General features: G+C 53.1%; 10 protein-coding genes and 1 pseudogene. 4 read left to right on the forward strand and 7 right to left on the reverse strand.

The genetic code is table 11. From position 1 onward, the window contains the following. Position 1 precedes the first annotated feature (1 nt). Both GOV45_RS04280 and GOV45_RS23220 read left to right on the forward strand, forming a co-directional pair. Positions 2-1,618, forward strand: a complete 1,617-nt coding sequence (locus GOV45_RS04280; RefSeq protein ID WP_170474633.1) for a GMC family oxidoreductase — start codon at positions 2-4, stop codon at positions 1,616-1,618. A gap of 1,623 nt (positions 1,619-3,241) precedes the next feature. Then, a pseudogene (locus GOV45_RS23220) lies at positions 3,242-3,388 on the forward strand (IS481 family transposase); the annotation flags it as partial. A 327-nt stretch (positions 3,389-3,715) separates the two neighbouring features. Here the strand turns inward: GOV45_RS23220 and GOV45_RS04290 are convergent. The 7 genes from GOV45_RS04290 to GOV45_RS04320 form a co-directional block, all read right to left on the reverse strand. Then, positions 3,716-4,288, reverse strand: coding sequence for a hypothetical protein (locus GOV45_RS04290; protein ID WP_170474638.1), 573 nt, complete (start codon positions 4,286-4,288; stop codon positions 3,716-3,718). A gap of 386 nt (positions 4,289-4,674) precedes the next feature. Further along, positions 4,675-5,790 carry an alanine/ornithine racemase family PLP-dependent enzyme gene (locus tag GOV45_RS04295; protein ID WP_170474641.1) on the reverse strand — a complete coding sequence of 372 codons (1,116 nt, stop codon included), beginning with the start codon at positions 5,788-5,790 and terminating at the stop codon, positions 4,675-4,677. Then, positions 5,787-6,986 (reverse strand): DUF1611 domain-containing protein, encoded by a 1,200-nt coding sequence (locus tag GOV45_RS04300; protein WP_170474644.1) that lies wholly within the window; start codon positions 6,984-6,986, stop codon positions 5,787-5,789. The genes GOV45_RS04295 and GOV45_RS04300 overlap by 4 nt, the downstream gene beginning before the upstream one ends. Before the next feature lie 92 nt (positions 6,987-7,078). Then, a complete protein-coding gene (locus GOV45_RS04305; RefSeq protein WP_254444629.1) occupies positions 7,079-7,810 on the reverse strand; it encodes a hypothetical protein in 732 nt (243 codons plus the stop codon). A 112-nt stretch (positions 7,811-7,922) separates the two neighbouring features. Continuing rightward, complete coding sequence (locus GOV45_RS04310; protein WP_170474650.1) at positions 7,923-8,276, reverse strand: hypothetical protein; 354 nt, start codon at positions 8,274-8,276, stop codon at positions 7,923-7,925. Between the two features lie 3 nt (positions 8,277-8,279). Further along, a complete protein-coding gene (locus tag GOV45_RS04315) occupies positions 8,280-8,588 on the reverse strand; it encodes a hypothetical protein (protein WP_170474653.1) in 309 nt (102 codons plus the stop codon). A 446-nt stretch (positions 8,589-9,034) separates the two neighbouring features. After that, entirely contained in the window at positions 9,035-9,787 is a 753-nt protein-coding gene (locus tag GOV45_RS04320; RefSeq protein ID WP_170474656.1) for a Crp/Fnr family transcriptional regulator, read from the reverse strand. Between the two features lie 135 nt (positions 9,788-9,922). Between GOV45_RS04320 and GOV45_RS04325 the strand changes: the two genes are divergently transcribed. Continuing rightward, positions 9,923-10,153: a hypothetical protein gene (locus tag GOV45_RS04325; RefSeq protein WP_170474659.1), complete on the forward strand. Its 231-nt coding sequence runs from the start codon at positions 9,923-9,925 to the stop codon at positions 10,151-10,153. Between the two features lie 768 nt (positions 10,154-10,921). Further along, positions 10,922-12,964, forward strand: a complete 2,043-nt coding sequence (locus GOV45_RS04330) for an amidohydrolase (RefSeq protein WP_254447894.1) — start codon at positions 10,922-10,924, stop codon at positions 12,962-12,964. Positions 12,965-13,155: the final 191 nt, after the last annotated feature.

Genomic DNA, 13,155 nt, shown 5'->3' on the forward strand with positions numbered 1-13,155 from the left:
CATGGCTGAGACGACGCTCGACGGGCGGTACGACTATATCATCATCGGAGCTGGCACCGCGGGTTGCGTATTGGCGAACCGACTCAGCGCCGACGCCATGAAACGCGTTTTGCTGTTGGAGGCCGGCGGGCGGGACAACTATCACTGGGTGCATATCCCTATTGGATACCTCTATTGCATCGGCAATCCGCGCACGGACTGGATGATGAAAACCGCTGAAGAGTCTGGCCTGAATGGACGCGCATTGGTCTACCCGCGCGGCAAGGTGCTGGGCGGCTGCACGGCAGTCAACGGCATGATTTACATGCGCGGGCAGGCGGCAGATTACGATGGTTGGCGGCAACTCGGAAATCCCGGCTGGGGTTGGGACGACGTACTGCCCTACTTTCAACGCTCCGAGGATCACCACGCCGGCGATAACGACATCCATAAATCTGGTGGCGAATGGAAGGTACAGCCGCAGCGCTTGGAGTGGGAAATCCTGCGTGCCGTGCAGGAAGGCGCACGCGAATTCGGGATCGAACCCTGTGCCGATTTCAACGATGGCAGCAACGAAGGCTCGGGCTTCTTTGAGGTCAACCAGTCCGGCGGTGTCCGCTGGACCACGGCAAAAGGTTTTCTGCGTCCGGCAATGGGTCGCAACAATCTGCGCGTGCTGACCGGGGCGCAGGTTGACGCGCTGGTGCTGGAAGAAGGCCGCGCTTCAGGTGTCCGCTTTACCAAAGGTGGGCAGACCCAGCTCGTCCGTTGCGACGGAGAGATTGTCGTGGCTTCAGGTGCGATCAACACGCCAAAACTGCTGGAGCTTTCCGGAATAGGCCAACCTGATCGCATCTCGGCTCTTGGACTAACGCCTTTGGTGGAGTCGCAAAACGTAGGCGAAAATCTTCAGGATCACCTGCAAATCCGCACTGTCTACAAGGTACAGAATGCGAAAACTTTGAATACGCAGGCGAACTCCCTGTGGGGCAAGGCGCAGATGGGATTGGAATACGCGCTGAAACGTTCGGGGCCGCTGTCCATGGCACCCAGTCAGTTCGGAATGTTCACCAAGTCTGACCCATCGCTCGCAACGCCAGATCTGGAATATCACGTGCAGCCGCTCTCGACGGATCGCCTGGGCGACCCGCTACACCCGTTCCCAGCTATCACGATGTCGGTCTGCAATCTGCGACCGCAAAGTCTGGGTACGTGCCACGCCACCAGCCCGGACCCGTCTACCCAGCCAGAGATCAAGCCGAATTACCTCTCGACGCATGGCGACAAACAGGTCGCGCTGGCTTCGGTTCGGCAGGCACGTGAAATCATGACTGCCAAGGCGCTCGCGCCCTATTCAGCCGAAGAAATGCTTCCAGGGCGGCAGGTTGAAAGCGATGCCGACATGCTGCACGCCATTGGAGACATTGCCACGACAATATTCCACCCTGTGGGCACTTGTCGAATGGGGTCGGATCCTCAGTCGGTTGTGACGCCGGACTTGCGCGTCAGGGGTGTTGTTGGTCTGAGAGTGGTGGATGCTTCCATAATGCCACGCATCACATCGGGGAACACTGCATCACCCGTCATAATGATTGCGGAGAAGGCTGCAGATATGATGCGCGCAGCCGCAAAAGCTTAGGCGCTGATAAGAATAGACCCTTAGCCACCAGTGATCGGCAATTTCAAGCGCGTTTCAACCAAGAATGAATTTTTGGTGAGGGTTAAAGGCCGTGGCGAGCTGCAGTGCAGCGCGCAAACCTAGGTTCAACGGCTGCTTTGGGGCGGATAGCAGTCATAGCTTGGTCGCTTTTCAAGTCACACGATGAGGTTTGCCGATGTCACAGAACTCTGCCCAATTTCCCTTTGTAGCGGGAACAATGACGCAACTCGTGCAAGTTTTTTTCGAGAGCGAGCAGTGCCTGCGACATGCTATCGACCTGATCATCGTGTTTGCCATTAGGGAAGGCAGCGACTTCGGCCAGAAAGGCTTCTTTACATGGTGCAGATGCTGGCAACCTGACTTGCCCCCCGTTCGATCTTTGGAGACTGAATGGACATCCGCTCATCTTTAGCGAGTTTTGGATTATGTGACCTTACACATTCCCTGGCCTGACGGCGCAGATGATCGTACACACCGCGACCTGCACCAACCGTTTCGACAATGAGCAGATTTGGCCTCCATTTCTTGCGAAGCTTTGTCGCTGCACTTAGAAGGTCCGGTTGTACGAAGCGGCCAGTGGATTGCAGTTGGGCATAGCTGATTCACCCGTTGCATGAGGTGGCAACCAAGCGCATTTGGGATGGCGGACTTTTTGGCGGGTATCGCAACTAGAGTCAAAAATATCATTTAAACTCAATGATGTATGGCGGAGACGAAGGGATTCGAACTTATACTGTAAAAATCTGAAATATTTAATTAAAAACAAAATCGATAATAAATGTACCACATAAAATACCACAGTAAGTTTCAATTTCGCGAAGAAACGTTGAGGTATCACGTGCGGCAACGCTTACTCTTTGAAATTCAGGGCATTACACCGAGGCGGCTCTGCCTAGCTTTCCTCCGCTCTCGAGCAGCGCGTTTTCTGCACCCCTCAGAGCAATACAGGGTATCAGCCCGGACGTAATCTGGTAACTGATCCGCACATCGGCGGCAATGCCATGTTCCCCTTTTCAAGCGACCCAGTATGGCAATTGCACGGGCCTTGCGGTTCCCATTGTTGCCGGTCCCGAAATAGGCTTGATAGACAACCAAGAATGGCGGTTCGTCGTTCTCAATCCAAAGTTCGTGCGGTTTTGGACCAGGCATTTATTATCCCCATAGGATGCACCCATAGACGGGTTAATTCATTGATAAATAGTTAACCCTAGTAGTTACTCCTCGGTGAGTTTTCAGTTCTACGCCAACATATGTTCTTTATTTGTTCTAAAATACCAGATCAGAAAGAGAGCCACAAGACCGGAACAAATCTGCTTGGCGCTTCGAAAAATTCGGTCTGCTATCCACCTCAAAGCGGACATCCGACAAAAACGCTCAGATGACCGCCTTGAGCCCAAACTGGACCTTGCTTCTTGGCGAAGCATCCTCCGCAATGGGCGGGATCCGGCCATTCGCCGCCAGTGCGATGAGATGGTGCCAGGACAGTGAGAGCGGACGTTCAGAATGGCCTGAAACCGAGCATCTCGCCGCACGACCGCATGGCAACTCCGAGTCCAACTCGGACATAGCATAATCGTTTTGCGTGCGCTCGCGGCGCAGATTTCGCTGCAAGCCGATCTGGAAGAATGGCTGCACCACTACAACCAAGAGCACACTCATCAGGGCAAAATGTGTTGCAGAAGAATACCCTTCCAGACCATGATCGAGAGCAAAGAGATCAGGAAGCAAAATATCCGGAACCAAACTTAATCTGGCATACACCACAGGAAAAACGGCCAACTGTCAGATCACATCGGAACCACTACATGTCAGTACATCAGCGACGCCGAGCAAACCCAGGGCTTTCCGATACGCCATTTCGCCACGCGTTCAACCCCTTGCAGCGTCGACAAATTCGCTCTCCGAACCCTTCGCTCCAGAATGGAGTTCTGCAACGAAGACACGGGCGTTCTTGCGGCACGTCATTGTGGGCGCGAGCCATGATCGTATCTGCTTCGTTGTCGGAGTCTTCCATCAGTTCTTAGCCTCGATTTCTGTTTTGGTTTATACGGCGACTGGAAAAGAATGTTCCGAGCCCTAAGCCTTGAGATTGAAGGAGCTGCCTAGTTCAGACTGTCCGATGGGACGGCCTGTAATCCGAGGGGTTTTATTAGGACGAACCGGCATTCCTTCGTTCTCAGCAGCTTGGACAGCGAAAGTATACCGAGAACCGTTTCCGCATCCTTGCGGTAGGGCTCGTTGATCTGATGATCTGTCGTCTGCCTCAGAGATGAGCGACTCCGAGTAGAGGTGCCGAAGTTGATTCTCAGACACACCGTCAGCTTCCATGATCAGTTGCACCATCGGATCGGCCAAGAGTTGGTCGAGCAGGAATTGCGACAACTGCTTTGAAGACAATTTATCCTTTGCGCGGGCTCTCTCCATATCAGTAAGAGAAACGGTCAAGGTACGCGCCAGACCGGGGTGAGATTTCCGTGGATGCAGAAAGATTAGCACTGATGCTTTCCAGGCTTCTGGATCCAAATAATCTGGTGGTGCGGAAAGCTCAGTTTCTATGTCGTATTCGCCCGCCGGGAGTAATTCGTCAAAGCCAGGGAAAGTAAACGGCCTGGAAAAGAGTGCGATTGTCTTGCTGATTAGTTGGTTCATTTGGGTAGTTCTCCTTTGCTGATACCGCTCGCTCGGAGATGTAAACAAGAACAAGCCACCCGCTCCCGGCAGGGTATTATCAGTTTTGAGGTTTAGGCTTTGGTTTTTCGGGGACGGTGTTCTGCCCTTTCGACGTCACTTCTTTTTTTGACGCGTCCGCATCGTTTTCCTTCAGTGCGGCAGCCGCTCTGGTCGTCAGGTCTTTGAAAGACATCATTTTGATCCTTTGATTGTCCGCACCACCCACGAGCCCAGATGGGGTGTGAAAAGTGAATGCGGATACCACCAATATAGGTATTGGTGGCCCAATTTACTACGTAAAGCTGTAGAATAAGTCGGTAGACTGAAGTTTGGGTTTAATCGGCGACGATCTTGGTGCGCTACCTTCACTTCGAATATGGGCGATCATTGTTCGCAGCGGTGCATTCTGCCAATGCGCTAGCAGCACGGAAGACCTTTGCTACATCGGGTGCAGCCATGCCGCGCGAGAGCGCACTATAGTTCAATTTCAGCTTCACCTCGCCACCAGGGCGAAGCAGACAATTGGTGTTTTCAACAACGATATGATCACTGGTGGCTCCGACGAACGTGACGCCAGCAGGGAATATTAGACCCGCCGCATCAGTGTCCTGGAGTCCAATCGCAAGGATCGACCGAGTATTCGAAGGACTTTCTAAAGTCACACACTGCATTGAAGGTATAGGATAAATCATTTGCAAGGGATTTGGATTTGATTTGGTCTTCGTTTCGATCACTTCCGCCCAAAGCGTAAAAACATCTGTGTAAAGCCCGTCGATCGCGTACCCCGAAACGGGATCGGTACCCAGCAGGATGGCCTCACCCAGACGCAGGTTGTTGATCTTTCCGGTCGCCCCCTTGCCAAGCGCCCATAGCAAACTGGCAGAGCCGCCGCCTGACACTGTTTCCAGAGCGGGTCCACTTGCAAGTTCGGTGTCGGCGGCAAGCGACGAAAGCAATTCCATTGCTCCTGCAGAGGGTGCCACATGACCCAGACAGGCAAAATTTGCGCCAATCCCCTTCAGAGAAATCCCTTCCATTCTAAGAATTTGAGACACAGTGCTTTCAAGGTGTTCAGGCAAGATGCCATCCCGCATATCCCCCATTTCCACCATCAAGATAATATTGTGAGTAATGTTCTTCCCCAGCGCCTCGATGGCCAGGCTGGCGATAATGTCCATCTCAGTGTTGAAGCTGACATCGCAGTTATCAAGGACTTGCGCGACCTGGCTCAGCATGGGCGTTCGGATCAAGGATATAGAGCACGAGATTCCAGCATCGCGCATACGCATGATATTGCTGATCCGAGCGTCCGCCAGCCCTGTCGCGCCACCTTCAAGCATAGCATTCGCAATCTCAGGATGACCGCAAACGGCTTTTGTCACACCTGTCACCGTAATTCCGCGGGGTCTAAGGTGGTCGACCAGGAACCGTGTGTTGTACCGAATTTTGTCCAGATCAACGTCGATACGCAGCTTGCTCATTCAATCGTCGTAGCACGTACGGGTTGCAAGCGCGGAAAGGCAGATAGAACCATATTCACCAAGTTTTTTGGAGGACGGTTCAATGCGTCAGTGACCGGGAGATACAATTTGCAGTTGTAGTCTGTGATGGCCTTTGAAATCTCAACATCATTCATTCCTTCATGGTTGATCGTCATGCCAATTACCTCTGTGTTCGCAAAAGCCTCGATCAGGGTGATTTCATCGCAAGGGTCGGGCATAGTCATGTTGGGGAAATCACATCGACGTTTTCGTTTAGGCGCGTGTTGAAGGATAACTGCATGTGGCTGACTGCCTCGCAGAATGAAGGCTGATGTGCAAAAGGCCGGATGGCTTAGCGCGCCCTGGCCCTCGATCACTATTACTTCCGGGCGCTCATCTTCGGATGCCGCAACGACAGCGCGCTCAAGTTCGCCACAACAAAATTGCGGCGGCACTGAATCCATCGCGACACCATACTTGGCGCCCTGCATCAAACCTGTTTGGCCGGTGCCGACCAAAACTGTTTTGATCCCATGCGCGTTTAGGGCACTTGTCAGGATTGTCGCGGTTGTACGCTTTCCAATTGCACAATCGGTGCCAAACACCGCAATGCGGATCGCCTGGACGTCTCCAATACTGCCATCTAACAGGCGCAGGTCGGGATTGGGCCGCGGCTTGCGAATGTCGCGTATCGTGACATCGTGAATTTTGGCAAAACCGGCGAGCTCTTTGTCATCGCTAAGAAATTCATGCAGCCCACTGACGATGTTCATTCCGAGCGTTACCGCATCCACAACAACTTCGCGATCCTCAAGGGACATTCTGCCGCTGGCCGGCGCCATTCCGTAAATAAACGTGTCGGGGATCGTAGCTTCATTAGCGACGGCGGCATCAAGATCATCGAAGATGGGAACCTGATTTGCGACATTATCAAGCACTTTGCCACTGTCACAACCGCCATACGTGCTGTCGATCACCGAAAGAACGCGATAGGCCTGTGAGTGTCGAACGAGACCATTAGCCGTCTTGCCATCGATCTTTGCGAAGTTTCCTTCGCAATACACAATTGCAGTCGGTGTATCTGTCACAAGTGTCTTGCGGTGAAGCTCTGGAAAAACTGCTTGTGCAGGTGTTAGCTTTTGCGCATCGCTGGCAATGAACTGCTTGGCATCCGACGCAATGGGTACGGGTTTCATATTTGTTCCTTTTTGGAGTGTGAAACGCGCGTCCTTGGTAAGGACGGGAAAAAATTGTGAAGTTTGGGAAAGTGGGCTTTCTCTCTGAATTCTCACTGGTTCAGAACACACAGCCCTTCTGATCGATGATAGTTTTTGTGGCATTGCCACCCATTTCCGGATCGGTCGATGTGGGCATTTTCTGGTAACTCGATTGCATTGCAGCGATCCCCTGACGCCTTGTAGCCACGGTCGCATTTCCATCCAACTCCATGGATCGCGTCATCGTAGAAAGCATTTTCAGGCACGATGACTGCATCGCACCTTCCGTCGCGCTCAAAATACCCGCGCTCGCATGTCCAGGGACGCCCGCGGGTTGATGCGTTCAGGAAGGCATTATCCGGCACTGCTATTGCAACGCACGCTTCACCATCTGTCTCGTAGCCACGATTGCAAAGCCATACAGATCCGTAGGTACTGTTCGTAAGGTAGGCGTTGTCCGGCACCACGATTTTTTGGCAGCTATCGTCTACCCTTGTGTACCCGCGCAGGCACCGCCACCTCTCACCTGATGGATCGAGATATCCGCCCTCAGGCACAATTACTTCAACGCATGAGGTGCCACCAACTTCAACAAAGCCATGTGTACATGCCCAGCCCGAACCATAGGTTCTGTTTGTCGGGTAGGCATTTGCTGGGACGGCAATGGCCACGCATTCTTCGCCTTCCAACCGATAGGACAAATCGCATTCCCAACCGTCGCCATACTTTTTGGGATGCGCGTTGTCCGGGATAGAGTTTGTTTCGGCCGATGCGGGACTTGATGAGATAAAGGAGCCCGTCAAGCAGCTGAAAACGCCAACAAACAACGCAGTAATGAAGTGAGAGCAAAACCAGTGCTGTTTTTTTCGAATTATCCTGGTGCAAACGGCGTCGTCCGAGATTTGAGTTGTTGAATTACGATCCATCCAGGTTCAGCCCCTCGATACAGGCCTGCGCCAGGTCTTTGTTAGGGGTTTGGGATCCCGGTACCGTTGCCCAGCCAGCCGCCATAACGGCATCCTTCCGCTTGAAAGTAGAAGCCTCTTTGATCGTCGTTATTTTTTCGGCGCGTTGGGCGTCAGTTCTAGCCATGTCGACGCAGATAGGAACCAACGCAGCGATTACATTATCGCGGGAAATAGCATTGGCCATCTTGTCCGCGTTACTGCCGGTCATCCATCCACCCCAAGAAAATCCAACGACGCCGACGAATATCCCTCCGATCAGGGCACCGTAGATTCCGGGTTTAAGCCATTCGGGCGTGTTCATAATCTATTCCTCCTGCGGGGAAAGCGCCGCATCGCTGTCATTGTTAGATGTGGCCAACGTCTGGTCGTGCTTAAATGCCAGTTCGAGATCTTTTGGGTCGATGGGGCGCATTTCTGTGCGGCCTGGCTTGCTGCTTTTGCTCTGAACCGTCAGGTAGGTTCCGGTTCTTCGATATGCTTCGAAACTCAGGCCCTGTAATAGTTCTTCTTCAACAATTACTTCATACTCGCCTGCAGGAAGTTCATCCGGGTAGCCGCACAAAGAGAACGGATTTGAAAACGTCACCAAAGAACTGGACGATCTCGTGGTCACCTTGGTCCTCCATATAGTTGTTGGATCTCCCCCGCGCAGTCTGCTGCGGAATACGCTTGAAAGCGCCGCGGAAGAACTGGCGTTGTAAATTAGAATAATGTGCAAATGGCAGACGCGCGCTGATCGAAGTTAGTCGGCGGCCAATGACTTGAGATTCTATTGGAATCTCAAATGCATTTGGCATCCGAGGATAAGATACTGCCAGAAAATTGACTAACCTGCGTCAGTGCAACGATGTTTGGTTTCCGGCAACCTGATTTGTGTTGGCGGGATATTTGCTGGCGTGTTCTTAACGAGTAATTGAGAAGCGCAGGAAATCCAGTACCGCAATCGGACTGTATTTATCTTGCGCTTCTTTTTCAGTGAAATCCCAAATCTGCCGAAGCGAATGGCGTCTCTAACCAGGCAACTATCATCAAAACCCCGGCATCGCCCGAGGGGTGAACCTATTGCTTCAACAGTGGCCCGGCCTGATCCAGATAAGTGGGATCAAAACCGGCCAACGTCACCAGTCCGTCATAATCATCAAATGCCACTTGCCCGGATTGAAAAGTAACCAACCCCTTCTCCCGCAGTTGCCGTAGGACACGATTAACATGCACGGCACTCAGTCCCAGCGCATCGGCAAGGTGGTATTGTGTCAGGGGGCAAGTGTATCCCGTCTTGTTTGCCATCCCGACCTGAGTCAGCCTCACACCAAGTTCCAAAAGAAAATGCGCCATGCGCTCACCCGCATCTCGCCGTCCTATGTTGACCAGGTGCTCAACCACCATCGCTTCATCTCGAGAGACCGTCCAAAGAATTGCTGTCGCCAGCCGGGGCGTCTGCGCAAATGCTTCCAGGAGATCATCCACTACTACCTCAATGGCTTGGATTTCCATGATAGGTTCTATGCTGTGATCCGAGGTGTGCAGCAGAACGCTTCGCAAGCCCAGAAAGTCACCCGGTATTTGGAAATCGACGATCTGACGCGACCCGTCAGTCTGGGTTTTGTAGGAAAAAACCCAGCCCGAGGCCAGAATGTAGGCAGCCTGCTCTGATTGCCCTTGATGCACAAGGTCACATCCGGCTTCAAAGGTTCTGCGACGCTTGTGCAGGCGTGCCAATACCGCAAGTTCAACCTCAGTCAGAGCGACGAAGTTTGAGAGCTTTCGGGTGAGTGGACTGTTTTTGATAGCGCGCAAGTGTTCTTCCTTCATCGGTGAGCAGCCCGCGAAACTATCCGTCGCCAAGGCTGCGTTCGACCAGTTAAGTATACTGCAATCTATGCCAGTATGGTGCAATTCATTGTGGCGCTTCCTTGCTTGGACGCCTGTTAAAAAAGGACGTCTACCATGGCTGACCGGCAAGTCCACTCAGGAATGGCCGCACTCTCAATTTGTGAAGCGCTTTTGTTTGCAATTAAAGATCGTGAGCTCCTGCCCGAACATGAGATTGTGGGAGTTCTGCGTGACGCAGCTGCTGCCCACGAAACAGCGGTCGGCAATAACGATAAAAAGGACATGCACCAGGCCGCCGCTGTTCTGATAAACAAGATCATAGCTTCCGGCTATCGGGTTCGGTAGGAGCGTTAAGTCCCGTATCGGAAAAACAAGATTATGCTCGTCAAAAAAGTTTAACAGCAAGAAGACGCAAATTTTGCGTCTCGTTTCCAATCAGTTCAAACACGAAGCAAAAACCAATGTTTCAATGCTTGCCATATCCCGCGTCTTGCTCGTCCGACCGAGCTGCGGCGAAGGTACGGTTTCCGTTAACGCAAATAAAACGGCTGCGAATGACCTGATTGGTGCCACTTGCCGCGACGCAACAATAAGTATGCCGCGACCGCGAGCAAATGCTGCTTTAGCGAAGGCTCCAGATCGAAAGACGGCAAAGCCAGCCTACCGTGAGTTCGCCAAAGCCCAGATTTTGCTTGCGCAGCGAACGGCAGGAACGCGGGCTGCAGCCGCAGCATCCGAGGGGTGCACTGGATGTCTCCTTTGGGCCGGGAGTTGTCGGTGACCTTTCAGCGATCAATGGCAGCTTTGTCCGCAACTCGGTCGTTCCACTAATTTTCGCCACCGCCTGCTTTTGTTAGAAGCAGCCATTCGCGACTTGAGTTTCGAAAATTTCGGCGTGAACGTCAGCTAACCGCCCATTATTGGTCATCTGACAGAAAGACTCAGGTGACCGAGTTGAGCCCAAAGCGGTCGGGGTCAGTCGCTAAATCAGAGCATCATTTTGATTTAGAAACTTGGCGCTCAATTCAAAGCCGGCACCAATTTTCCTTTCCACCTAAGATCATCTCGATGTTAGGCTCAGGAAAATTTCGCCTAACTGAGCACTAAAAAACCATGACCAAATTGAATGTTACCCGCCGCACAGCAATGACCATCCTTGGCAGCGCGTCGGTGATCGCGATTTCTCAAGCCACGTCTACGCAAGCGGCCTCGTCATTGCAGGATTTTGGCAGCCAGCTCCAAACATTGCCAGAGATCACTGTCTACACAGCGCAGCGCGTCATCACGATGGAGGACAACGACCCGGCTATCAACGCGGTTGCCGTGGTCGGAGACCGTGTTCTTGCCGCCGGTGCGCGCGACGCACTTGTTGACCGGATTGGTTCACAGCCCTTTCGGCAGGACGACCGGTTCTCCGACAAAGTCATCATTGCGGGCTTGATCGACCAGCACGTGCATCCTTTCCTCGCCGGATTGACCCTGACCTCTGAGATAATATCGATTGAGGATTGGAACATTCCAACTGGCTTTTCGAAGGCCGCCGAGGATGAGGCAGACTATAAGTCTCGCTTGCAAGCCGCCGAAGCGGCAATGGATGATCCCGACGCCTTGTTGCTGACGTGGGGGTACCACCACTTCTTTCATGGAGAGATCAGGCGCGCGCAACTCGACGAGATCAGCAGCACACGCCCAATCATTATAGTCCACCGATCTGCACACGAGTTGATCCTCAATACTCCGGCATTGCAGTTGCTTGGCATCACCGAAGACTTCGTCAATGGCTTTGCGGGGCTCGCGCTTGAGCAGTCGAGTTTCGAAGACGGGTATTTCTTCGAGGCAGGCATGTTCGCCGTTCTTCCCGCAGTCGCTCCGGTGCTTTCAACACCAGAGCGTCTGGGCGCCGGTCTCAGGCTGGCGCGCGAGTATATGCACCGCGCCGGCGTCACCGTTGCTGCGGAACCGGGTGGCGTGCTGTCACGTCCACTTCAAGAAGCAACCAACGCCGTCTTTTCCGGGCCTGACGCACCGCTCAGGACCTATTTCATACCCGACGGGAAATCTCTGGCAGCCTTGCACCTCCAAAACGGCACGATGATTGAGGAGACGGAAAAGCTACTTGATTGGGGTGAAGGCAAGACGGCATTCATGCCGAAACAGGTGAAACTCTTCGCCGATGGCGCTGTTTACAGTCTGGCCATGCAGGTCTCGGAGCCCTACGTAGGCGGCGATTTCCACGGCGAGTGGATCATGCAACCGGATGAGTTCAATCCTGTTTTCGATGCCTACTGGGAGGCAGGCTACCAGTTGCATGTTCACCAGACCGGCGACCTTGCCGTCGATTTGATCCTGGACGCTGTTGAGCGAAACATGCGCCGGATGCCGCGAGCCGATCACCGCACGACACTGGTCCACTTCGGTTATGCGAGAGAAGATCAAGCAAAGCGGATCGCTGAGCTGGGCTGCATCGTCAGCGGCAATCCATACTACGTAACCGCGCTGTCAGATCGATACAGCGAACTTGGGCTTGGCCCGGACCGTGCAGATGACATCGTGCCCCTTGGCCCAATCAAGGCTAATGGAACCCCGATTTCTTTCCACTCAGACGTACCAATGGCTCCGGGTGAACCGCTGTTTCTCGTGTGGGCTGGTGTAAACCGGACGACAGTATCTGGCCGCGTGGCTGGTCCTGAACACCGCTTATCTGTCGAAGACGCTTTGCGGGCTGTTACCATTGATGCGGCCCAATCCCTTCGATTGGAGGATGAGATCGGCTCTATCGCTCCCGGTAAGTTGGCGAATTTCACCATCCTTGATGAAGACCCGTTCGAAGTGGAAGCCGACAAGATAAAAGACATCGGTATCTGGGGGACTGTGCTTGAGGGTGACATTTTCCCCGTATCAGACGACTTCGATCTCGACCGCGCGTTATTATCGCCACCCCGGGATACAATAAATCCGCCAACAAAACCGCTTTACGCGCTTGCTGATGTATCGGGCATCGCCCAGAAGGGCATGCTTGCCGGATGCTCGTGTTGCGCTTCTCCCGTCTCTCGGTCGTGCACGACATCTTCGGCGGGTCAAACCTCGGCAGTTAGCTGTTGCGGGACCAACGCATTGGGCTGGGCGGTAGTGTCCGAATGGGCCTCCAAAGTTTAGATTGGAGCCAAGCTGAGATTGGATAATCAAGTGTCCGGAAAGTCCGCATTGCAGACATTGGGCGTAATTGACTGAATGTCTCCTTCGAGCCCAGAGCAGACGGTCGAAATTTTTGTGAGTTAGAACCAAAGCCCGAGGCGATTGAAGCCGATCAAACGAGAAGCCGTAGTCTTTTTGGGTCAGTTGCGGAA

Source organism: Ruegeria arenilitoris, assembly GCF_013035425.1.
In the GTDB taxonomy this organism is placed as follows: Bacteria; Pseudomonadota; Alphaproteobacteria; order Rhodobacterales; family Rhodobacteraceae; genus Ruegeria; species Ruegeria arenilitoris_A.

Coding starts and splice junctions, on each gene's coding strand:
- GOV45_RS04295 (WP_170474641.1), bottom strand. CDS start 5,790: ATGAGCAAGCTGCGTATCGACGTTGATCTGGACAAAATTCGGTACAAC.
- GOV45_RS04320 (WP_170474656.1), bottom strand. CDS start 9,787: ATGAAGGAAGAACACTTGCGCGCTATCAAAAACAGTCCACTCACCCGA.
- GOV45_RS04290 (WP_170474638.1), bottom strand. CDS start 4,288: ATGAACCAACTAATCAGCAAGACAATCGCACTCTTTTCCAGGCCGTTT.
- GOV45_RS04325 (WP_170474659.1), top strand. CDS start 9,923: ATGGCTGACCGGCAAGTCCACTCAGGAATGGCCGCACTCTCAATTTGT.
- GOV45_RS04300 (WP_170474644.1), bottom strand. CDS start 6,986: ATGAAACCCGTACCCATTGCGTCGGATGCCAAGCAGTTCATTGCCAGC.
- GOV45_RS04330 (WP_254447894.1), top strand. CDS start 10,922: ATGACCAAATTGAATGTTACCCGCCGCACAGCAATGACCATCCTTGGC.
- GOV45_RS04280 (WP_170474633.1), top strand. CDS start 2: ATGGCTGAGACGACGCTCGACGGGCGGTACGACTATATCATCATCGGA.
- GOV45_RS04310 (WP_170474650.1), bottom strand. CDS start 8,276: ATGAACACGCCCGAATGGCTTAAACCCGGAATCTACGGTGCCCTGATC.